Genomic DNA, 21,844 nt, shown 5'->3' on the forward strand with positions numbered 1-21,844 from the left:
CCTTTCTTAATATAGGTATTTGTAACGATAAATGAACTCAATGATGAAATTAGGATTCGTTGCAATAGCTGTTATTTCTGCCTCTCCTGGCTCGAACTCAAAAAACACCCCATTGCTTCTGGAATACGCATTAATACCATTAAGTCGGACAGTACATTTCTTCGGATCACAGTTTATCTCCAGTACATCATTAGAACCGGTGCTTCCTGAGAAAGTAATTGTCTGTGAACCATCAGTTAAGGAAAGGTTAGTAAAAGAACCTGTGATGCGAATTAATGGATACCCAACTTCAGATCCTTCGTTCATGACGGCAAAAGATTGACCGCTTGTCGTGATAGAAAATGACGAATCCGAGATATAAAAATAACCCTCTCCGAAGGAAAGCCCTTCGCCATATTCGCGCAACTCCGTATCTTGCAATGATTCCGGCCAAGGATTATGCATTTTGATCGGGATCGTGACATTACCGTCAAATATGATCTTATCTATCGACATTGTCCCGGCATACCGACCCATGTACCGTTTGTTCGGCAAATCTGAAAAGGTAAATGGAATATCGCCTTTTTTGACATTAAAAAGAGCCGCCATTAAGGCGACTCTCCGGTGATAGTCTAGTGTTGGATCATCAGCCATAAGCACACATTCGAGATCGAATGTTCTAGGGCCATAATTTGATCCAAAATCCGTTTCTCCATCTGCTCCAGCTATTTTTATGCTGTATTCCTCAGTTGAGGGAAGAACCGGAATGTTATGTTTTACCAGTCCAAGCCCAATAGACCGAAAGGACACTCCGTCCGCTGTAGCCTCAACCATTTACTTCACCCCCGATGTTTGCCATCTCCGCACTAAGTCTTCCTTTTCATTCCAATATACACGCGCGGTAGACGCATCTTCAATATAAGTATCTCCTGTAGTTATCGCGTAAGTATTACTGATATGCTGCGGATTTGTTCCGCCAAAAGAATTTGATGCTGATGTGCTAGGCATTGCGAAGCTGAATGATGGCACTCTAAAGTTCATCAGTTTGAGTAAGTTGTCCTGTTGTCGCTCATTCATTACAATTTCACTTGCATGTGCTTCAATCAATGTGGCTGCTCCACGCGGTCCCTTAACTTTACCGCCTTCGGAAAAGCTTTGAAGTTTTCCAGTGTCTTTATCAATGCCGTATTTATTACGCAACTCCTCATTTCTTGCCGCTAAACGCTCCATTTCTGATTTTTTACCAGCCGCTTTTGCCGCATCCCATGCATCCTTGTTAGAATTGTACTCGATTAAATCCAAATCCTTCTTAGATGTAGTCGTTGTTGTAATGGAAGATAAAGAGCCACCTACAGTTGGCGTTAAAGCAGTAATTGCACTCATCTTAAGTTGGTAGTCTGAGATGAACTGATCTAATTGCGCTAAAATCTCAGCATTCTTCTCAGCTTCCTTTAAAACTTGAATGTTTTTCATGATCTCCGAACGGTTGGCGGTGTCAGATGAAAAGCTCTCTAACGCTTGAAGCAATTCATCGTAATGCGTTTTGGTAGCTTGGATATCCTTGTCAAAAGATTCTTTTTTTGCATCCTTTTCATCCTGTAAAGCTTGCTTTTGTTCTTCCAGACTTCTTTTTGCCAAGGTGCGCTCATGATCAAGTTGTAGCTTCTCAATGTCTTTTTGAACCTGTTTTCGTTCTGCGATTCCGTCAGGTCCTACAGCTGAAGCAAGTAGAGCTAGTCTAGCTTGTTTCTCTGCCAGCGCACTCTCGTAATCCTGATCTTCATTTAATTCCTGTTGTTTGCTTAGTAAATCATCAATAGCCTTGATCTCTGCGTCCTTTGCAGCAATATAAGCATCGCGCTCTGCTTCTATTGCCTTAACGGCTGCGTTTTTAGAATCCTCTAACTTTTTCTTATAGTTTTTTCCAAGTTCATCTACAATCTTCGTTTCCTCTTCTATGAGTTTCTTGCGAAGGGAGTATACTTGCTCATCCGCTTCCATTCGCTGATCAGTTCCTTCTCTATACATACTCTGAATTTTAATCCACTCATTCAATTCCTCTTTTGCAGTTAATTCCCCGATGTTTTTCTTGTGGTTTACATTTTTCTGAAATTGCGAAAATTCTTCTTCGATCAAATTCTTTTTCTTCTCATGGATTTTTTTCTCTAATTCGAAGTTTTGTTCTGTGGTTCGAGATTTATCTAGGGACATGCGTTTATATGCATCCAGTTCCATTTGCACAATCTCAGCTTTTTTCTTCCCGGTCATCTCCATCATTGTGGATTCTTTATCAATCCAGTTTGTGGAGTTGGTATAACGCAGTTCGTTGTATTGCTTTGTCAAATCATAGACTTGTTTCTGTGCCTCAGCCTTTTGTTCCGTAGTCAGATAGGTCTTATTTTGCTCCTTGGTGTAAAAATCAAGTGAAGCCTTAATCATTTCGATTTCTTGAAGGTTAGCCTGCCGCATACGCTCAGTCTTCTTTTCTAAGTTAGCCACATCTTCGGTGTACCTTGCATCACTTAAAGCTACGACATCTCTGCCCCATTGCTTTAGCGCATCTTTATCCTCAGATAAGTACTGGGCATGTCGTTTCTTTAATTTTTCATATCCAGATACTTGTTGGTCTATGGTCCAATTTTGTCGTTCCGCAACATACTTAAAATTATCAAGATCATTCTGATACGCTTCTTTCCTAGCCGCTGCTGCATCCTTTGCTGCTTTTTCAGCAGACTTATCAGCAGCACTTTTACTTTTACTTTTCTTACTGTCCTTGGTTGAACTTACTCCAAAATCAGGATCTTTATAAAGAGCACCTAAAGCTTTTATTTTTTCATCATAAGATTTCGCCTCAGCATCGTATTCAGCAAACAATCCGTCTAATTCACTTTCAGCCTTTGCCTGATCCATTCCTTGTTGTTTGAACTGCGACTTAAAGTACTTTAAGTCATCGCCTGTTGTGGTTACATTATCTGCTGTGATTACCTTAGAACCGTTCACTTTAGCTTTCAGATCAGCAAGACTCTTGATTGCTGCGGCTTCTATACCGTAGGCGGCAAGTCTATCCTCAGTTGCCATTTTAGTATTAAAAGCAGATGTCTTTTCAGCTTCTAGATCACTAATCGCTTTAGCAACTTTCTCTTTTCTTAATTTTTCAAGCGCTCCCTTTTCAAACTCCCATCCATCTGCTGTCTTGTATATCTCAGTTGCTAATTGTGGATATTTCAAAATCAATTCGGCAGCAGCAGAAGCATTTAAAGATTGCTCACCTGAAAGTTCATTCAAAATGCTATTCATTTCACTGATAGCCGTCCCGTTTCCATCTATCTGTTCTCGGAGGTCTGCAAGTACTGCCCCCATGTCATTAAGACTTTCAGAAGATACACCAGCCTTTCCAGCGAGTTGATCAAGACCATCTACCGTTAATTGACCCAATTGTACGTTAGTATCCGCTAAAGATTCTTGCAATTTGTTATGAGCAGTTGTTAGTTCCTCAACCTTTGTTTGAGCATCCTTTTCAGCATTAGTTACTTTAAAAGATACCCCAACTCCATCCTCGCGGAGACGAGTAAGCTTTTCTTCTGCTTTACTAAGTTTTTCTCGGGCATTAGATAGTTTTTCAGAATTTTCTACTAGTTGCCCTTCCAAAGATGATTTACTATCGAGCAATACATTCTTTCTAGCTTCATTCTGTTTTGTGATCAGTTGATTTAGTGCGTTAACTTGGATTTTAACAGCTTCGTCTGTGTAATTGGCGGCTTCTAATTGTTTAGCCCCCTCTTCTCCAAGCGTAATGATCAGAGCTTTAGAAACATCATCCAATTGTTTTTTTACTGTTGATTGCTTCTCAGCTGACATATTTCCAGAATTCATGGATTGTTCTAAAGACTTATGAGCGTTAACCAATTTAGGAAGTAATTCAATTTGACGTTCATATTGGCTAATGATTTGCTGGCTGGCAGAATCTTGGTCCTTCATTGCCTGGGCATGCTCTCTGGTCGCTTTCTCCGCTTTACCACTTTGAAAGATGAATAAAGCAATAGCCCCAACAATGAGAGTGATCCCAGCTGTCCATGCCGCTGTTGTCAACATGGCCGCTCTGGCTGCTGCTGTGAAAGCTACCATCTCTGCTGTGGCTGCCGTTTGAAGTGTCGTGTGTGTAGCAATGGCTGTACTCAAGGCGACCTGCGCCGTTCTCCACTGAGTCAGTAACGGTGACATTAGCTTGTATAAGCCAATCAGTCCTGCAATAGAAGCAGTAGCCCCAACCGCTCCCTTAGGAATCTTAGTAAGTCCAATTAACAATTGATCAATTACATCTAACGAATTCTTAATGGCTGAACGTAAACCATCATCTCCCGCTTGATTGAATATCTCTAGTAGTGATGTTTTGGTTTGAGCTGCTTTCCGTGAGATTGTATCCATTTGCACCTTGAGGTATTCCAGTGTTGACCCAGTAGATCCGATGGACGCGGCAGTACCAAGTAAAATATCTCCCGCATTAAGGGATGCTGCTAATTTTGCGTATTGATATACCCCGCGTGAAATATCCGCATAAGACTGAGTTAGGTCATAATTCTTATCAATGACTTTAGTAGAGAGATCCAGTAAGATATCATCTGCTCTACGCCATTGCTCTTTCCCTTCAACTACTTCTTTAGTTGCAACGCCTAAGTTTTCAATTTCAGCCACCGCTTTATCTGTTCGGATAGTACCAAGGACTGTCTTCCACATGTTCCCGAGGTTTTCACCCGAAAGAGCTGTGTTTCTAACACCGGATGATATCAGTCCATTCATAACATCAAATGAAACGCCTGTCTCAGCTGCAATCTTACCCGTACGTTCGTATGCTGCCCCGAGGTCTTTCGCTGGTGCCATGGTATCATGTGCTACCTTAGACCAGGAATCCAATATGCGCCCACCTAATACCATTGCATCATTAGCATTATTAATCTGCACTCCGTATTGCGCTAAGGTAGACTCCATACTTTTTGTAGCATCTTCAAGGCTAACCATATCTACTGTAGATAGCATGGTGGACTTTCGCACCATTTCCTGAACAACAGCAGCATCCTTGTACATCCGTCCCCATAGGCGTGCTGATTCGGTTACATCGGTAATCTCTGAGCCAAGGCTATGAGCAGTATGGAGGAATTTAGTAGTTTCTTCGTTGAGGATTTGAGTATTCATAACCATTTCTTCAGTACCATTTTTATGTTCAAGGAAGTACTTTTCATTTGTTTGAACGTATCCGGCCATATTGGATTCAATATCTACTAAACCCACTTTCATGGCCGCCTGAACTTCGTGGATACCCCGATAAACTGTGTTAAAGACAACGGCATGTGCTGCCATTTGTTGCAATCTTGATGCCCACCCGGATGATGCAGCGCTCATTTCTCCAGAAGTGTCAAAAATCGAACTAGGCGTTGCGCTCGATTGCTTTGCAGTTTGTTCCATTGCACGACGAATCTTCTGCTCTTCTTGTAACACTTTTTCGCGCATCTGTTCTGCTTTGATTTCCCGAGTTCTAAGGGCCTTAATCCAAAACTGCTCATATTCTGTTGCCTGTTGTTTCGCCTGTTGTCCTTCTCTCTCTGCTAGCTGCATGAGTTTTTGGCGAATAGATTGTTCTTCCATTAAAACCCGTTCTCTTGTTCTATCGGATGTGTTGGAGCCGCTTGTCGTTGTTACCTTAATAGCGCTGGCATACGCTTTATTCTGAAGAATTTCCATCCGCTTTTGATGTTCAAGCTCTTGATGTTCAATTGCATCATATCTCTTCTTAATGATTGCTTCCTGAGCAGCAAGCTTTGCATTTACGATCTGATTCGCTTGGTCAAGTTGATTTTTCTTAGTATTGAGCAATTCAGCTTGTGCCGTGCGCTGTTTAATCAATGCCTCTGACTCGGACATGATTTTTTTTCGGCGTTCTTCCGAAGTTAGAGCCATTTTGTCGGCTGCCGCTGCTAAAGCAGAGTAATTTTTAGTGGTAACGGTAATCTCTGAATTCAATACCTTGAATGTCTCGGCGTTGCCTTTTGCACCTCGGTCAATGGCCTGAAAGGCTGGGAGCATCTTCGAAGTATCTAGACTAAGCTTCGCCCCAACAACATCCTTATTCATATCTGTCAATGTATTTTCACCCCTTATTGGTGGTCAGGAAATTTTTCCTGAACTAGTGACATGCCATATATACAGAAAAAAAGACCTGCCGCTTGATAAACGGAGGTCTTTTGTTTATTTTTTTGGAAAGAACCCTAGGTCTGAAAGGTATTTGGCCTGCTTCGGCTTTTTGATTCCGACTTCCCCACCGTGCAGAATGACTTCGAATTCTCTATTTTTATTCTTTGCTTTCATAAGTGCGCGAATTTTTGGGATCGTCATGTTAATCCATTCGCTATCTGATATCCCATTACTTACGCACAAAGCCCATAAATCAAGCCAATTAGTTTCTTTTTCTTCCTCTTCAACTTCGTCGTTTTCCTCTTCATCCTCTGCATCAGGATCTGGAGGAAAGGACTCATTATAGAAATCGATCTAGGAGAGTATCCAACTCCTTGATGCCTTTATCATCTACTCGCTCGTATTCATCCTCAGATAGACCGTCTACCAAAACAAGATTAAAAGCCTCGCGATAAGCATCTTCAATGGCAGGCCAATCAACCTCATTACGATCTTCTGTCGCTGGCCATTTATCTCGTCCGATTGAAGTAGAAAACTTGTACGGTGCTATCTTCATTACTTGTCGTACATTACGAATCAACCCAATACTTCCGATTCGGACATTTTTAATAATATCTTCAGCTAATCGTACTTCTGAACCAATATTAAGCGTTTCATCAATTTGACGATCCATGAGTATTCCTCCTATTAATGAAAATCCCTCACCTATAGGGCGAGGGATTCAATTTTAAAATGATATTAAGATTAAATACCAAAGATCAATTCTACTGCAACACCATCTGGGTTATCCGCTGAAATGTCTGGTTCCATGATTTCAAGCGTCATAGTATTGGATGTCGGCTTTTTACGTTCCTGGGAAACGTCCAGTGTACCACCGCCAAGAGCTTTCCAAATTGTTAACTGACAGGGTACGGGATTCCCGCTTGCATCATCGATAAGTTCAAAGCGATGAACCAATTTAAAAGGCTTCGGTCGGCGTTTGCCGCTCAACTTGCTCTTCGTGGAGTCCTCTTTTGTCCATGCAAATGTAACAACTACAACTTTTCCGTTGTTTGTGACATCAGTTGTAATTTTTCCAGCTGCAGTAATAGAGTATTGGTTTGCAGTTGGGGCTGTTGCAGCTCGTGTTAAGGGCACTAGTTCTCCAGTGTCCTCATCCTTCAAAAACACTTTATCACTATCCACAACAAATGCCCCGCCGTATTTTGCAGGTGCTTTAACTGTGTATCCATCAGTAGCGACTAAAACACCCGTTTCTGTTTCATTGAATTTTACAGTTCCGCGTTCAGTTTCAGCGCCTTGAGAGATTTCAGCCAGAATCGTAGAGAACCGCGGTATTTCGATACTAGCCTTATCCGCCAAATCCTGTGCTGTGTAATGGAAAGCATACCCCGATTCGCCACCCATAACCTTCTGCCAATCCAGTTGAAGTTGAAGTGATACTTTAGAAATTTTATCATCCAAGTATTTCAATGTTCCATCCGTTTGATAAACGGAAACCGTACCCACACCATCAAAAACTAATGGTCTCATGATTAATTTAGCCTCCTTATGTCATAAAAAAAGAACCAGTCAGATTATTTGACCAGTTCCCATAAACGCAAATCTATTTCGTTGATACGCTTGTACTCTTCTGTTTCTTCATAAACTTCAATCGGTTGTGCACCCTCACCCATCAAACCCAACTTACTTGCCAGCGTTACTTTTTCCTTCACTAGTGCTTCCAATTCTGATGGTTCTTTCTTTAATTTATTTTGTACGGTCAAGTTACTCACCTCAATTCTTGAAGGACTCTTTTCCAAGCCTTGCCGATTACTTCACCTGTTCCTGCTCTGTGTGCACTACCTCATGTAATAGCTTAACAGTCCCTTTGTTCATGATCGCTCCCTAATTCATGCGGATATAGTCGATATCGTATATACCTTTATAACCTTTAACACCGCTGATTCCTGTTGCAAAATCACCGTCATAGGCAAGTACACAAAGGAAGGAATGAAACCCCGGTTGAACGATCTTCTCATCGTGAAGGAGTTTGAACGACCGCTCAAATAGTAGTTTCGCCTCATACCCTGTCTTGCCGTAAAAGTCGATGCAGAACTTCCCTTGAAACACTAGGTGGTTTTGGGAGGCGAACTGCCCTGGCATGATGTATTGACATAAATGTGGCACAGTCTCTTTCATGATTGTAATCTCGGGTTCTACGCCCTTGGAAAAGCGCTTGACTACTTCTTCGGGGGTAGGCGAGAGAGTAAGCTTCAACAGCGCCATAAACTCGCCATCTGCTGTGTGTGTGTTCTGGATAGCGTCAATCAGTTGTAGACTCAATCTTTCACCTCCAAGAAATACCGATGATATGGGAAGTTTTCTATTACCTCCCCAATGCCCTGAAGGATTCGGTTTCGATTGGATTGAATAGCGATCCGCAGAAAGTATGTCGGAGGCGTGGGCTTGAACTTCGGATCAATATCCCCACGCTCAGCCAATTCCTCCAAGTCCACACCAGCATAACCGCCACCAGAGAAACGCATGGTACCATCAATGCTTCTATAGTTCCCTTGTCCACGTCCTACGACAACCTTGCTACTCCGCGACCTCAGTCGGTTCCAAGCGTCACTATTCATGTAGGTGACTAGTCCGGGGTTTTGAGAAGCATCAGCCATCAAAGAACCTTTACCGAACTGTTCAAGCCAAGCTTGCCAGTAATCCGCTGTAATGTCTCCTGATATCATCTGGTTTGCTAGTACTAACATTTCCATTTGAAGTTTATCTCGTACTGCTGGATAGTAGCGTATGCCACCCTTAGCAGTGAGTAAAATCAGTTTAGTAAGTCCAGTAATTTCAATAGCTAGCTTGTTCTCTAGATCCTTAGCAGCTCTTAAAGTATCGTATCCGGCAATCATCGCATATCCTCCGATAACTGAATCTGGTAAAGCCCAGGAAATTGAATATCGTTGATATCATCCACCTGATATGGGCGTCCATTCAATATAATGCGATCTGGTCCGAGTAATTTGGGATCATTGGGACGACGAACGTCAACCGTATTTTGCAAACGAACTAGATGCGTTGAAGTCGGCAATAGTCCAGGATCTTCTTGTCTTAAATCTCCTGTGACATAACGGACAAATGAATATACTTCCGTTTCAATGTCCAGAAAGTCAGGGTCGCCGATAGGATTGTAATTCCCATCATATTTCTGACTATACCGCTGAATTTTGACAATCATATTCGTCTTTACCATCCCGCAATATTTATCGCGTTCTGGCGTTGGTCGTTGTGAACAGACAAGGAATGTTTCTCCTGTTTCTATCAATGCTCCTGACACAACTGACGATTCAGGAGCAAAACGACCAATATAGTCTGATTCTCTACCAAATTGAGAAGATCCGCTTGATCCACGAGACAGTATTACCGCTTCCGGCAGTCCGTTCACTGTACAAGGAGTGTGTCGGTGCGAGAAATCATGAAACATACACTCACCTACCTGAAGGAACAATACTGATACTCTGACAGCAAATCCGCTATCTCTGGAGTGATCATATTATTCCCGAAGTATTCGATTGTGGAGTCAACATCTTTTTTCAACTTAACGTTTGTATTTGAATTGGCAGATAACTGAGCAATGATCAATCCGCAAGCAACTTTTACCTTGTCCGGTATTGGGTCCCAACCACTGGTATAAGTAACTTCCAACTCTGCATACGGCATTCCGAATGGTGAACCGCCGCACATTACAGTGCCTATCTCCCTGTCCACATCCAAGGTAGTGAGGTCAGCAGTAACGAAGCCTGGAGCACCAAAGAAGTTATCACCGGTTATGCCGTATGCTGCTCTGCCATTAACCTCTGTAATTTCCTTTACAGGGTAATAGGATAAATGCCCTCGTTGATTGGTCAATGGTATGCGCTCAGTGTAGCTCTTAACGCCGATCTCACGCTTACAGTGCCCGTCAATAATAGCGGAAGCCCTAATGATTAACGGGAGGGTCAGAACCACTCCTGCGGGTACGTAGTCGGTGTCTTCTACAGTTAGATATTGGCTCATTCAATATAACCGCCATTTTCGAGTTCCTCAGCCAAGTCTTCCTGAACTTTGGCCTCACCATCTTTAAAATTAACAATTCTAGAACCGATAAAGAGGGTGTGAGGACCTGTTTTCTGGCTGAGCGTACCCTTCAATACTATAGATTTGAGGGAAATTCCCGTCTGAACTTCGCTTGGTTTTGATGTTCCGGCTGCGTCTGGATCACTTTTGTTTTCATTTAGAGCTGTATCATCGCTTACCTTCACCGATTCGCTTTGTTCATCAGATGATGGATCTTCCTTCTTTTTTGTCACTTCTACTCGCCTCCTTTTATATGCAGAGCGACTCACGCCGCCCTGCATTCAATGATTTCTAAGCTACTGCAGTGATTGTAGGACGTTCAATAGTGCCATAGGCATGAGCATAACCAGGACCCTTAGCAACAGGCGCGCCGTATTTAATGGCAACATACTTTTCTTGAAGATCGGTAACAGTTCCCATCTGGAAGAGGTAGATACCCTTTTCGCCTACATAGTGATATTCAATCATTGATTCAGTCACGATTGCGATACCATAATCCGTGTTTGCTGATGTCGTTTCGTTAACAGCAGATGGCATGAATGGTTCTGGGATAATAGGCAATAGGCCAGCAGCGGTCATCACAGCCAATACTTCCAGACCAGCAACAGTAGTCTTTTTCAGATTACTGATTTGTGTGTTGTTGTTGCCAGCAAGACGCTCTTCTTCTTCCAAGTAATGATGTGCGATTGGGTGAATATAGATGGCCGATGGTAACAGTTCGTAAAGCTCACTAGCAATCATTGCAGCGACTTTAGCACGTATTGCCGAAACAATTGACCCAGCAGCACCAACGGTGAATGTGTTAGTGATTTGCTTAGGCAGACCCATATATTGGAGTGTTGTAGGAACCGCGAGGGATGTGTCTGTGCCTCTCCACAAAGTTTTCCCATGATGCAAGGCAACACCGTTGAGCATATCATTAAGATCTTTCGCCTTCAGCTCAGGAAAGTTGGCTTGCTGTTGTCCAAGAATAACATCGTAGTGTCCAAAATTAACTTGGTTCGTGATTGCCTTAATCTTCAAACCATGCGGAGTTCGAGGATTGCTGGTAGCAGTCGCTGAAGGGCTTCTAGGATCAACTGAAGCACCACCATTTATTGTATTTTGTTCATAGTAAGTCGAAATGTCACCAGTAGCCGGAACATATTGCATGCGGCCATCAAGTACAGATGTACGACGAAGAGCATCTGTGATTTCGCGTTGAAAATCGTCTACGATTATCGCGCCTGGACCCTGAAACTGCGCTGCTGCTGCTACATCAATTGAAACTGCCTGTCCTACACGGCTATTCATTATTTATACACTCTCCTTTTCAAATCGAGCTTTGGCTTGGAATTTAAGTTTCATGGATTCAGATGAGGGAAGGTTCAGAGCATCGACCGAAGCACAGAATGTCTTGTAATCTGTCGCGTCCGACTCTTCTGTTTTCCCGTATTTCGAAAGAAGATTGGTAGCAGCGACAGTTTTTCGTTCGGGTTCTGGCGGTGTCGTTGTTATCTTGCCAGCTTTCAGATCAGCCAACTCCTTTTCAAGCGCTGTCGCCTTATCGTTTGCCGCCTTAAGATCTGCCGCCGCCTGCTCTTCAGCTGTCTTTTGCTCAGCCTCTGCATTGGCAGCTTTCATGCTCGTAAGGTCACTTTTGATAGTTCCAACCTCAGTTACAACGCTTTGAACGCTGGCGGTGATTGATGTCATACTCTCTTGCAACAACTTTATTCCATCTTCCATGGATTTGATTTGTTCTGGTGTCATGTCGTTGACAACCCCCTCTTTAAGTTTGTTATTTTTAGCCGCGAAACTGGTTGTTCTATATGCGGCTGCTTCAGCGAACAAGATTGCTGCTCCCGTTCCGCAAAAATCAGTAACATCCAGCACATCATCCCTATCAGTAGCGCCCATCACAGACGCTTCCATTTCAAGCGATGCACCGAATTGATACTCGCTCCAGTTATGTTCAGCAGCAAGACCATTGTAATAACGAATGGTAGCTACTACATCTGGGAAGTCTTTGGCGTAAATGTACCCGTCTATCCATGCGTAACCATCCAAGGAACGGTATGCCTTCTCGATCACAGCTACCTTAAAGCGAGGATCGTGGTCGGCCATACCATTTGCGTAGTCGATGTTCAGTGCCATTCCTACGAAGGTATGCAAGCACTGATCACACACCTCAGAAGAAATTCGAATCTTCTTTCCTCCAGCCCCTGAAGGCGAACCATCACTTGGCTGGTCAACAGCGAACAACGCGCATTTGAATGGGATTTTGTTAGGGTGCGCTCCAGCATCGGATAGCTTAAAGTCCTGAACGCGCATTGTTTGATTGCTTAGCTTCAATGTCTTAAGCATCTTTGATTCTCACCTCCTCTCAGGGCAAAATAAAAACACCGTTACGTTTCCTCGGTGTTTGGGTCTTCTATATTAGCTTTGGCTTCTGGAGGTTCTAGCGGCGGATCTTTCGTAGCTGCGAGTTCTTCCTGTGTTGAGTTGATATCAATAACTTCCAGTTTACTCGGCTGCAATAACACCTCGCCGTGCTGATTAGGGAGTGCTTTCTTCCCTCGCTTGTCTCTTACTTCATCTGGGGTATCTACTCTTCGATCAAGATAGATAGCATCAATGTCCGCTTGAGTCTTAAGGTCCTTCAGTGACGTTGCATACAAGAACTTAAATTCGAGTACACCACCCATTTTGAAGATACCATCAATGATATGGTTGTTAATATGTTCAACAATGTTTTCAGCTATATTTTGAACCGTGGAGTTTGTATCTTCATCTTCACTATCCGCTGTGGTACGGTTAACATCCTTTGTTTGGCCTAGCTTTTTAGGCGATACGCCAAATGAAATGGCTATTATCTCAATCAAGAACCGTTGCCACTCAAGGAACAAAGATTTATCATCAGTCGCACCCAAGTTTAAGACAGATGGATTAAAACCACTAATTATAGGTATGATGCCTTTTCCCTGGACCTCTGCATTCCAATACGTTCGAAATGCTTTCGCATCAATACTGTTTCCGTCTTTACCTGTACCAAGGTTGAGTATTTTGTTGAGAATGGTGTTTTTCGTCTGATTACCAGCTGTTTTATGAGATGAAACAAAGTTCTCCGCTGATTCCCATACGGTTTCTAACGGTGAAAGCCCAAATGGTGTGCTTGTTCTTGGGTTCATACGAATGTACATCATTTCAGAAGCAGTAAGGTGAACATATTGTCCGTTAATCCGCTGAGCAAATCGATACGAGTCGGGTTTTCCATCCCATTGCGGATATAGATCAATGGAGAATGTGTCCACTGGATACATTCGAAAAGGTCGGAGTGGATCTCCCGCCTTTAGTATCTCTGAACTTCCAGCACTACACACCAACATATCTTCAACAGTTTGCTCCAGCCATGATCGGAATGAGTCTCCTGAATTCGGTTTAAGCAAGGATCGTTCTATAAGTTTACATATTTCTCTGTACTTTTCATTATCATTCTCATCAATAGCAGCCACAGACCAATTAAGTTTAGTAATCCCATCCTTAATTACATTGATTGCACGGCGTGGTATCGGTGATTCGCTCAGCAACCTCAGATTTGCTGGCGTTCGCTTAACTGCTGGTTGATTATTTCCGTTTCGGTTTAAGTAACCCCATGCTTGCGAGTAAGCTTCAGTCTGTCTATCCGGCTCATTCTTTGTTCGTCCTGCTGCAAGCCAGTCAATGATTATTTGTCTTACACCCAAGGCGTTTCCTCCTTTCATTGCAGACTTCTATGAATTAAGATTAACACCTGATTCATTCAGTTTTGCTACGGATTTTCGCCTGTACACATGCGTATGCATCTACGTAACACATAGCTACCAGACACTCAGTAGGTAAACTATCAAAATCTCCGGTAGCATACACTTCATCCCGATTGAGATTGTGTGCATTAAATGCCGCGTCTCTTTTTTCTCTCCAATTATTTAATGCGAAATCTACAAATTCTACTGTTTCATCCACGTGTCTCACTCTCCTAGATAATTTTTTAATTCTAGCCGTTGGTTTGCATGCATACCCATGCTCATCCCAGTATGTACCTCTTATCGGTTGTGCGTTACATCGTCCGCACCATTTCCCTTTAGAACGATTTTTGCAATGAAAACAATCGAAAGCATCTACTTTTGGGATAAGAGCGTCACTTTTATTAAATAATCGCACGCATATTCCTCTTCCATTCAGTATTTACGCAAATAAAAAGAGCCGCTGTTCAGCGACTCCGTTGCGATAAGGAAATATTTCCTTGCCTTCTTCATTTATACTTCTATGAATTGAGAATATCATTGTTTTTATTCGGTGTTACTATGGAATAACAAGTCTCTCGTAAAACCAATTATTTAATTCTTTTAACTGTAGTTGTTTCTTTAGTTCCTTCTACGCTAATGCGATATCCGCTTTGAGTGTTATATATTAAAACAGTTGGTCTGTATGCGTAATGATACATATAATTGTACTCTGTTTGTTCCCAAGTTTGACCATTGGTAAGCTCGAATTGCGTTTTACTTTTCCATCCTTTAAATGTTCCTTTTATTTGACTTTCTATGATATCGGTAACCCTCTTTACCTCAACCCTTTCACCTACATTTTCTACTTCTAAAAAATAGGCTCCTGCATCTTGAATTATTTTCGCACTAGGACGATAAGCATAATGATAATTATAAGCATACCTTGTCTGTATCCAAAATGAATTGTTACCTAACTTGAAGAGAGTTGATCCACTCCAACCGTAAAAAGTACCATTTATATAACTGTCTAAAACAATATCCATACTAATCCCCTTTCAATTACAATAAAATTCTGGGTTGAAGGAAATAGCATTAGTCTTGTTAATCTCTTAATTTTCTTCCTTTTTCACCCTATTCCAATTGTACCATCTCCATTATTAGGAAGCACCACATCTTTCATAGCTTCATCCAAATGAGAATCCGGTATCGCCCTCGCGGTCATTGTATATAGCATACCGTTTAGAGTCCTGAGTATGATTATTCTTATCTTCAGGTTCTTCGGTATGCTGTCCCGCCTTCTCTTTCCATTTGTAATTCTCTGTTTCTTTAATTTCATTCTTGCACTCGCGGTTCACATAAATGTTTGGTCTTCCTGTTCCACTCTTGACCTTATAGAGAGTGGATACTTCTCGAATACCTGGGCCTATGGCGTTATCAGCCTCTTGAATCGGTAAGTCGTTGTTCCTATACGTACTGATATATTCCGGCTGAGACGGGTCAGCCCATATCGTATCAAAGTGATATCTACTATCCATTTCCTTATATCGTTTAACTAGACAATCTTCCATTTCTCCGTTTTCGCCCACTACAAGTACATTGACATGTTGAGCATAAGCTTCCTCAACAATGTAATAATCTTCACCTATGCAGCCTATTGCAAGCAAAACAGCTGGATCATTCCATCCGTGATCCATCCCTCCGATAAATCTACTAAACGTTATATCTTTTGTACTACCATCTGGATAAGTCACTTCGTAAAGATGAATGCTTTGATCAAGACAACGCATATCAACAACGTGGGTGGTTCTTTTAAACTCATCGTACACCTGCCCATGGAATACGTTGAACTTAGCCCTGATTTCCCGGTCTACATATCGTTCGGGGTAAGTCTCAATCATCCGCTGAATGTTTCGTTGCAGCTCGGGTATAGGGTTGTCGAGTGAAGTCCAATAGAAGTTACACCACTCTGGATCATTCAGATACTGTTCCTCTTCTAACCCTGCATCGATAAATTGACCTCTTAAAACAATATCCTCAGCAAACCAGTTGATTCCCTCTGGAGTTGTAGTCCATACGCTCCAGCCACCTTTATCAGCTAATGCATAGGATAGATAACCTGTCCAAGTCTCTGCTTTCATCTTACTTGCCTCATCTAGCCATACGCCGTCTAAACCCTTACCAACAAGTGACTTAGGATTGTCTGCTGACTTGAATTGAATGAGTACCCAGCCTTTTAGCCATATTCGATTCTTAGACATATCCCATGATTCAATCATATCTTCTGGTAAAACATCTGATAGTTCTTCTTGCTGAATTTCAGACATGGCATAGGTTGGTGATATGCACCAGTATTCTAGCTTTGGCTTAGGCTTTTTCATCTTTTTGAGGTTCTTTGGTGGCTTGTAAGGCAGCCCTTTACCTCGTTCTATATCAGCTAAGATATTGTCGAAGAATTTACGAGCACCTACGTTAGTCTTTCCACCACGCCGACCGCAGTTTAATACATTGTTACGAGCTTCGCTCTGCATAACTTCTATTTGTTTATCATGTGGCATCCATCCTTCAAATGGATCAAGATCCAGCACGAGGGACATTTGACCACCTCTTTACATTGATTTCAGTTGGATGATCTTTTTCACCGTTCTTAAGTTCTTCGATTTGCAGTCTGGTCTTCTCGACCTGAGCTTGCATTCCATCAAGTTTAAGACGGCGTTCGTCTTCTTCTGGAGCGATAGCCTTGAATTGCTTAATGGCACTTCGAAGTTCTGACATAGCTGCTGACTGAGCTTTCAAATAGGTGGCGTACCGATCCCAAGCAAACTGGAATTCATGTTCTTCCTCAATAACGACAGGTATTAATTCCTTTTTATCACCTCGACCTTTACTGTGAACCTCGAATTTCTGCTTTTTCAGTTCCTTGACCATTTCACCTTGATCATTTACAAACATGATGCGTTGCGCCCACACGATAGCTCTGAATTGAGTTGTGATGTTATACCAAATCATGTCTACTGGGTCCATGTTCTCTACTGCATCCATAATTTCAAGGTATTCGGTATTCTGTGGCATGAACTTCCTGAAAAAACCATGAGTTACTGCCTTGTCGTTACCAGGAGGCCCGCCTTTACCACCTTTATTCCCTTTAGCATTTTGATTACCTTTCTTAGCACCGCGCGGCCTTCCTGTCGCCGGAATTCCATCCCATTTATCAACACTTTTCCATTTGCGGACCATTGAAGCGTTAAGGCCAAGTTCTGCCGCTATTTCGCTCAATTTCTTCTGCCGTCCACTCTTCAGCCAGATTTTCAGTGCCTTTTCCCGATCTGGACTTTTTTCTCTTGTCAACTATCTTCACCTCTGCCCTACTACGTATTTGAGTTGGAATTCACACTAAAGGTCTAAATTGGTCAAACGTTACTAATGAAAATAAGCCTAAGCCGAAATCGGCAGGCTTTGTATACACTCTCGTTTTCACTAAATATTGTCAGTTGGGTGAAACATAACTATAATTCTGTTGCACTCATAAAAAGCAAGAAACCGCATGAAATCAATGTTTTTGTTATTCCCTGTTTTGAGTGCAACATTAACCGGATTGTGTAAAACTCAAACGACGAATCGCTTCGTCCATAGAGTCCTGAGTTATCCCAATATATAGCAAAGTGGTCGTCATATCCTCATGTCCGAACATATCCATTAGTAACGCTAAATTATGTGGATCGTCTAAATATAAGTGGTATCCCCATGTTTTTCGAAGGGAGTGAACACCTATGTCTTTGAGTCCGAACCTTTTCCCCAATCCACTAATCATTTTGTAGGCAGTTACTCTATCTATAGGTTCCCCGACGGCTCCGGTGAGCTTCTTACGTTGCCTGCTGGCAAACAAGTAAGCATCATCATCTTTATCTTTGATATAAATCATCAAGTCATCGTAGATATCAGGGTGAATGATGAATTTTTTCCGTTTACGTTTTTTCTTTTTTCGATTTTTAGTTTTTTCAGCAACATAGTTGATATGCGCTTGCTCCCTGACTGATTCTACTTTTAGTTGCAGCAAGTCTGATACTCGAAGTCCGCTAAGAATTCCCATTGAAAAGAAAATGTAATTTCTAAAACTTGTGACCTTAAGATAGTTTTGAATTTGAATAATTACCTTCTTATCTCGAATCGGTTGAACCTCGTTCATATCACATCCTCCTTTGATTAGTCATCATTTAAAGCTTTAGCAAAACTTTCCTGAGCAAAATAAAAAGCGCCTCATTGGGCGCTTCATAGTAAAGATATATTGGTTGTATGTACAATGTAACATGGAATTAATTCGAATTTACTACGTTTTAGTCTAAGAAAAGATCTAATATATCCCTTTTCCTATTGATTATCGTAAGCCTCGATGAATTTCTCCCAATACGCTTTTTCAATCTTATGTATTCGGCCCTCAACCGTAACATTTCGTTTCTTACGATCAATTTCTTGCACTCGCCGTAGATTGATATGTAGTTTATTGGATATACGTTGCATGTCTGCCTTCTCCAATTCTTTAGGCATTAGTAATGCAGCTACGTAAACTTCGTTTAGTAGACGAAAATTTCCATTAGGAGTAACGGCCAGAATTGTGTCATTAGCTCCTCGCATCACCTCAGTAATGTCTTTTCCATTGATGATTATGATTTTATCGTTCCCTGTGGGTATGGCAAATATCTGTTCTTGCTTTTTAAGCCATCCACTCAATACCTTTAGTGCTGGATCTAATTTCATAGTTAATCCTCCGCTGATGTTTCAAAGGGTCTTCTATGCAAAGTGGGATTTATCCTCTTGGTAATTTATTCCTGACTATAATAAAAACGGTATGCTATCTAACCCGTTATTGTGGGGTGACAGCATACCGTTTCTTTGATGTGGGCAAGGATTTGCACCTTACAGGGAGGCCTCCCACGGACTGGGTATATGTTTATCCGTTGTACCGACCTACTCGCGCAATAGATTGAGTGCCCACAATCACTTAGCGCATTTGGTTGCGTCTACCTATTTCGCCACCACATATTACTGTCATCATACTAAGCGGTAATTTATAACATGCGGCTACCGCTAATCCGCCATGCCCCGGTTTGGGCAACAATGCGCACCTTTAATGCTTCGGGGTATTCCCCTCTGTGCGCTGTCTCCAATTAGTAGTTCGACCCGGTTATTTATTTACGCATCCGGTTCACGTTCTCGATCCAAATCTTTAGCCGCTGAGATCACGGTTGCCCGGGAGGTGTTCGGGTATGAGCTGCGGTGTGATGTCCCGTCACAGATTGCCGCAACCAGAAATGGAGTAGTACGGAAGCTCTCGCCTCGGTATCTTTATTATATTTGGGGCTTGTTGCTGATACACTACGGAATTTGAGTTTAATTATTCAGATGGGGAACCGACAAGTTCAAGAATTATCCCATTCGCTAAATTTTCATCAATTATTATTGGAATACCTTGAAAAAAAATAGGCTCAGTTTTACTATTTGCAGATTCATCCTCATGAAAGTTGAACAATTCATGCCATGTTTCATTGCGCATCCTTATCTCTTCTGGACGTTCTCCAAATTCAGATTCGTGCTCCTTAATTCCTTCTATTAATTTTTCTTTTGTAAATCGCTCAACTCTTCTATATTTCATCTTGCCTACCTCCCATTGCGGTATGAACACATATTATCATTAGGGGTTCAAGTTAAAAAGCAAAAAAATACCGCTCAAGGTATCTACCCTTCGCGGCTGTTAAGCTGTCTCAATCCTATTTCACCTTCTTGGTTACGTCCTCTTCCATAATCGATAGTAACGTAATCCAGTGTTCCATTGAATAGTAGCGTGTTCGCAAGGGATGCGATAACCTTACGGCGCTTTTCTGCAAATGTAGTAGCTTCGATGCCATAAGCAACCGTTTTGTATCCCTTTCGCATGTACTCTACGGCATCCTTGTATCGATATTTTCTTTCTCCTACAAAGAGTAGTTGTACAATCTTATGTTCATGTGGATCTATGATGTTATTAGCTGCGTGCGCTACAGCTTCTGTAACTCGTTTATAAAGAAGATAGTTATTATGACGTGTTTCTTTAGCTATAAGCACATTGGCTGGCAAATTGGATATCGAGTCACTTGATCCGAGTCGCTTGACTGCCCCTTCGACTCCAGCCATATCAAAATCGTTTAGTCCATTCTCCTGTGGCTGCTTAAGTACAAATTCATAACTATCTACTAATCCTTTTATTGTCCGGTAACTGTTCAGCAACCAAATGGTTTTTCGAATATCTTCATGATCTGTATTTTCGAAAAACTGCACCTGATACACTTGGGAAATCAATTCAACATCATTCTTAGGATTAAAGTCGCTCTCTATTGCTGGTAATACTTCAATCATGGATAATTCTCCTCTCTACGGCTGTCTTATATATTTACTGTCAGTATAGAGTGGACTTTATACGGTGTTACTACGGATAATTGATCTTCTGTTATGCCGTAAGCTTCCATACCTCGGCGCTGGAATTCTTCAAAATCCTCGTCGTATAAGTTGAAATCACTAACATCATCTTTTGTCATTCTTATTCACTTCCTTATGTTGATAAGATGGCTGAAGAGTATAAATGCGACCGTCCATTGCAATTACTGTTGGAATGCCCTTCTTGTTCTTAATGGTCATTATCTGCGCTTGATATATGTCTCCTGGCTTAGTCTCCATTAGCTTTAATCTCTTGCAATTCATATCGCTCTGCACCTAGCATTTGTCTAACATGTTCTAAATCCTCGCCTGAAGGACGGCATAAATATTCTCTTATTTCATGCAAGCCACTGTTAGTCAATATAAGGTTCCAGCATTTATAGAAGGTAACTATGAAGTTCGGTCTTGGCTCAGTTGTGATGTCAAACATATCAGATCGAAGTGAGTCATTTAATTCTGCCCATACTTCCGCACGAATCCTTGAATCATCCGTTCCTGCATGACGTTCCATTTGCCAATTATCTAGTAGATGTTGTTTGATTTTTTCCGCATCTATTAGTTTAGGCATTGTCTGTTTCCTCCCATTCGACTGTAGGGTAACGTTTAGTCAAATTGACTACAGCTTTGCATTTATTGCATTCGTGTGGATACTGTGGAGGAATGCTCATGAGTATGTGACTTGATGGTTTCATTTCTCCGCCGCATTCACATCTATAACGAACTCCATAAGGCTTAACCTCAAATCTTTCTTCGCTCATAGTGTCTTGTTCCTCTCTTTATGGGGAGCCTGATTATGTAAACCTTATCCGGCCCCCGTTTCACTGGGATTATTCGGTCTGACTCGATGGCCTACGGCCTAGGAATTACATTCGCTTTAAAAGCGCCATGTCGTAACCGGATTCTATGAACTGCTCAGTCAGCTTTCGATTGACATCATTGCCTAAAAGGTCATAGATTTCATACATTTCTTCCTTGCTGAAGTTTGTACCCAACACCTCGTTAAAGTTTTCCAGAACCCTTGGTGCCCAGTATTTGTTTAATCCTTTGGCAATCGGCCGGGAAACCCACGCGAACATCTTACATTTGAAGTCCAACTCTGTATTGACTCCCTCCAGTCGGAAGTACACATTATTTCTTGGTTCAAGGATAATTTCGTTGCTGTTATTTATGAAGGACTTCGGGAATGCGTGAAGCGATTTATTTATGATGTTGCTTAAGCCTGCCTGATCCGATAATTGATAGCTTGCTGTGCTCATATCCTCTTCTCCCCCTTATACCTCATGGATTGGTTCGTATCTCCCAAATGCTATATCAATGTTCACTTTGCTTTTGCGTTGATCGTGTTGCTTTTGGACCTGAACATG

Annotated in this window: 24 protein-coding genes; all 24 read right to left on the reverse strand. The window is 41.9% G+C overall.

All coding sequences use genetic code 11. The features are described 5' to 3' along the window. Positions 1–6 precede the first annotated feature (6 nt). A complete protein-coding gene (locus tag CA600_RS12370) occupies positions 7–813 on the reverse strand; it encodes a phage tail domain-containing protein (RefSeq protein ID WP_094870450.1) in 807 nt (268 codons plus the stop codon). Continuing rightward, positions 814–5,994, reverse strand: coding sequence for a transglycosylase (locus CA600_RS12375; protein WP_256989824.1), 5,181 nt, complete (start codon positions 5,992–5,994; stop codon positions 814–816). It lies immediately after the preceding gene. Positions 5,995–6,505: 511 nt separating this feature from the next. Beyond that, on the reverse strand, positions 6,506–6,838 hold the full coding sequence (locus CA600_RS12385) for a hypothetical protein (protein ID WP_256989825.1): 333 nt from the start codon (positions 6,836–6,838) through the stop codon (positions 6,506–6,508). Between the two features lie 71 nt (positions 6,839–6,909). Next, positions 6,910–7,698, reverse strand: coding sequence for a hypothetical protein (locus CA600_RS12390; protein WP_094870454.1), 789 nt, complete (start codon positions 7,696–7,698; stop codon positions 6,910–6,912). 44 nt (positions 7,699–7,742) lie between these two features. Beyond that, on the reverse strand, positions 7,743–7,931 hold the full coding sequence (locus tag CA600_RS12395) for a hypothetical protein (RefSeq protein ID WP_094870455.1): 189 nt from the start codon (positions 7,929–7,931) through the stop codon (positions 7,743–7,745). Between the two features lie 121 nt (positions 7,932–8,052). Next, positions 8,053–8,490, reverse strand: coding sequence for a hypothetical protein (locus tag CA600_RS12400; protein ID WP_094870456.1), 438 nt, complete (start codon positions 8,488–8,490; stop codon positions 8,053–8,055). After that, positions 8,487–9,065, reverse strand: coding sequence for a hypothetical protein (locus CA600_RS12405; RefSeq protein WP_094870457.1), 579 nt, complete (start codon positions 9,063–9,065; stop codon positions 8,487–8,489). Before CA600_RS12405 ends, CA600_RS12400 begins: the two co-directional genes overlap by 4 nt. Then, entirely contained in the window at positions 9,062–9,637 is a 576-nt protein-coding gene (locus CA600_RS12410; RefSeq protein WP_094870458.1) for a hypothetical protein, read from the reverse strand. Before CA600_RS12410 ends, CA600_RS12405 begins: the two co-directional genes overlap by 4 nt. Positions 9,638–9,645: 8 nt before the next feature. Then, positions 9,646–10,209: a hypothetical protein gene (locus CA600_RS12415; protein WP_094870459.1), complete on the reverse strand. Its 564-nt coding sequence runs from the start codon at positions 10,207–10,209 to the stop codon at positions 9,646–9,648. Continuing rightward, a complete protein-coding gene (locus CA600_RS12420) occupies positions 10,206–10,502 on the reverse strand; it encodes a hypothetical protein (RefSeq protein WP_094870460.1) in 297 nt (98 codons plus the stop codon). Before CA600_RS12420 ends, CA600_RS12415 begins: the two co-directional genes overlap by 4 nt. 58 nt (positions 10,503–10,560) lie before the next feature. Further along, positions 10,561–11,562, reverse strand: a complete 1,002-nt coding sequence (locus CA600_RS12425) for a hypothetical protein (RefSeq protein ID WP_094870461.1) — start codon at positions 11,560–11,562, stop codon at positions 10,561–10,563. A gap of 3 nt (positions 11,563–11,565) precedes the next feature. Continuing rightward, a complete protein-coding gene (locus CA600_RS12430; protein ID WP_094870462.1) occupies positions 11,566–12,615 on the reverse strand; it encodes a 3-oxoacyl-ACP reductase in 1,050 nt (349 codons plus the stop codon). Positions 12,616–12,656: 41 nt separating this feature from the next. Next, the gene (locus CA600_RS12435; protein ID WP_094870463.1) at positions 12,657–13,994 is read right to left on the reverse strand and encodes a phage portal protein; all 1,338 of its coding nucleotides are present in this window, start codon (positions 13,992–13,994) and stop codon (positions 12,657–12,659) included. A 52-nt stretch (positions 13,995–14,046) separates the two neighbouring features. Further along, the gene (locus tag CA600_RS30910; RefSeq protein WP_143812140.1) at positions 14,047–14,253 is read right to left on the reverse strand and encodes a hypothetical protein; all 207 of its coding nucleotides are present in this window, start codon (positions 14,251–14,253) and stop codon (positions 14,047–14,049) included. A gap of 370 nt (positions 14,254–14,623) precedes the next feature. Next, positions 14,624–15,058, reverse strand: coding sequence for a hypothetical protein (locus tag CA600_RS12445; RefSeq protein WP_094870465.1), 435 nt, complete (start codon positions 15,056–15,058; stop codon positions 14,624–14,626). A 141-nt stretch (positions 15,059–15,199) separates the two neighbouring features. After that, entirely contained in the window at positions 15,200–16,609 is a 1,410-nt protein-coding gene (locus tag CA600_RS12450; RefSeq protein WP_094870466.1) for a terminase large subunit domain-containing protein, read from the reverse strand. Further along, positions 16,587–17,360: a phage terminase small subunit gene (terS, locus tag CA600_RS12455; protein WP_094870467.1), complete on the reverse strand. Its 774-nt coding sequence runs from the start codon at positions 17,358–17,360 to the stop codon at positions 16,587–16,589. The genes CA600_RS12450 and terS overlap by 23 nt, the downstream gene beginning before the upstream one ends. A gap of 238 nt (positions 17,361–17,598) precedes the next feature. Next, a complete protein-coding gene (locus tag CA600_RS12460) occupies positions 17,599–18,198 on the reverse strand; it encodes a tyrosine-type recombinase/integrase (RefSeq protein ID WP_094870468.1) in 600 nt (199 codons plus the stop codon). A 182-nt stretch (positions 18,199–18,380) separates the two neighbouring features. Next, positions 18,381–18,767 carry a hypothetical protein gene (locus CA600_RS12465; protein ID WP_094870469.1) on the reverse strand — a complete coding sequence of 129 codons (387 nt, stop codon included), beginning with the start codon at positions 18,765–18,767 and terminating at the stop codon, positions 18,381–18,383. 637 nt (positions 18,768–19,404) lie between these two features. Beyond that, positions 19,405–19,662: a hypothetical protein gene (locus CA600_RS12470; protein ID WP_094870470.1), complete on the reverse strand. Its 258-nt coding sequence runs from the start codon at positions 19,660–19,662 to the stop codon at positions 19,405–19,407. Positions 19,663–19,745: 83 nt separating this feature from the next. Beyond that, positions 19,746–20,402 (reverse strand): hypothetical protein, encoded by a 657-nt coding sequence (locus CA600_RS12475; protein ID WP_094870471.1) that lies wholly within the window; start codon positions 20,400–20,402, stop codon positions 19,746–19,748. A 26-nt stretch (positions 20,403–20,428) separates the two neighbouring features. Continuing rightward, positions 20,429–20,581 (reverse strand): hypothetical protein, encoded by a 153-nt coding sequence (locus CA600_RS31205; protein WP_179281605.1) that lies wholly within the window; start codon positions 20,579–20,581, stop codon positions 20,429–20,431. A 128-nt stretch (positions 20,582–20,709) separates the two neighbouring features. Next, positions 20,710–21,048: a hypothetical protein gene (locus CA600_RS12480; RefSeq protein WP_094870472.1), complete on the reverse strand. Its 339-nt coding sequence runs from the start codon at positions 21,046–21,048 to the stop codon at positions 20,710–20,712. Positions 21,049–21,343: 295 nt separating this feature from the next. Next, entirely contained in the window at positions 21,344–21,736 is a 393-nt protein-coding gene (locus CA600_RS12490; RefSeq protein WP_094870473.1) for a hypothetical protein, read from the reverse strand. Between the last annotated feature and the right edge of the window lie 108 nt (positions 21,737–21,844).

It is taken from the genome of Paenibacillus sp. VTT E-133280 (assembly GCF_002264385.1).
Lineage (GTDB): Bacteria > Bacillota > Bacilli > Paenibacillales > Paenibacillaceae > Paenibacillus_AQ > Paenibacillus_AQ nitricinens.

Excerpts from the sequence above, each read along its gene's own strand:
- CA600_RS31205 (WP_179281605.1), bottom strand. The coding sequence starts at position 20,581 with ATGACAAAAGATGATGTTAGTGATTTCAACTTATACGACGAGGATTTT.
- CA600_RS12490 (WP_094870473.1), bottom strand. The coding sequence starts at position 21,736 with ATGAGCACAGCAAGCTATCAATTATCGGATCAGGCAGGCTTAAGCAAC.
- CA600_RS12385 (WP_256989825.1), bottom strand. The coding sequence starts at position 6,838 with ATGGATCGTCAAATTGATGAAACGCTTAATATTGGTTCAGAAGTACGA.
- CA600_RS12415 (WP_094870459.1), bottom strand. The coding sequence starts at position 10,209 with ATGAGCCAATATCTAACTGTAGAAGACACCGACTACGTACCCGCAGGA.
- CA600_RS12370 (WP_094870450.1), bottom strand. The coding sequence starts at position 813 with ATGGTTGAGGCTACAGCGGACGGAGTGTCCTTTCGGTCTATTGGGCTT.
- CA600_RS12460 (WP_094870468.1), bottom strand. The coding sequence starts at position 18,198 with ATGAACGAGGTTCAACCGATTCGAGATAAGAAGGTAATTATTCAAATT.
- CA600_RS12410 (WP_094870458.1), bottom strand. The coding sequence starts at position 9,637 with ATGTTTCATGATTTCTCGCACCGACACACTCCTTGTACAGTGAACGGA.
- CA600_RS12405 (WP_094870457.1), bottom strand. The coding sequence starts at position 9,065 with ATGATTGCCGGATACGATACTTTAAGAGCTGCTAAGGATCTAGAGAAC.
- CA600_RS12425 (WP_094870461.1), bottom strand. The coding sequence starts at position 11,562 with ATGAATAGCCGTGTAGGACAGGCAGTTTCAATTGATGTAGCAGCAGCA.
- CA600_RS12465 (WP_094870469.1), bottom strand. The coding sequence starts at position 18,767 with ATGAAATTAGATCCAGCACTAAAGGTATTGAGTGGATGGCTTAAAAAG.
- CA600_RS12475 (WP_094870471.1), bottom strand. The coding sequence starts at position 20,402 with ATGATTGAAGTATTACCAGCAATAGAGAGCGACTTTAATCCTAAGAAT.
- CA600_RS12480 (WP_094870472.1), bottom strand. The coding sequence starts at position 21,048 with ATGCCTAAACTAATAGATGCGGAAAAAATCAAACAACATCTACTAGAT.
- CA600_RS12430 (WP_094870462.1), bottom strand. The coding sequence starts at position 12,615 with ATGCTTAAGACATTGAAGCTAAGCAATCAAACAATGCGCGTTCAGGAC.
- CA600_RS12450 (WP_094870466.1), bottom strand. The coding sequence starts at position 16,609 with ATGTCCCTCGTGCTGGATCTTGATCCATTTGAAGGATGGATGCCACAT.
- CA600_RS12390 (WP_094870454.1), bottom strand. The coding sequence starts at position 7,698 with ATGAGACCATTAGTTTTTGATGGTGTGGGTACGGTTTCCGTTTATCAA.
- CA600_RS12470 (WP_094870470.1), bottom strand. The coding sequence starts at position 19,662 with ATGAAATATAGAAGAGTTGAGCGATTTACAAAAGAAAAATTAATAGAA.
- CA600_RS12445 (WP_094870465.1), bottom strand. The coding sequence starts at position 15,058 with ATGGATATTGTTTTAGACAGTTATATAAATGGTACTTTTTACGGTTGG.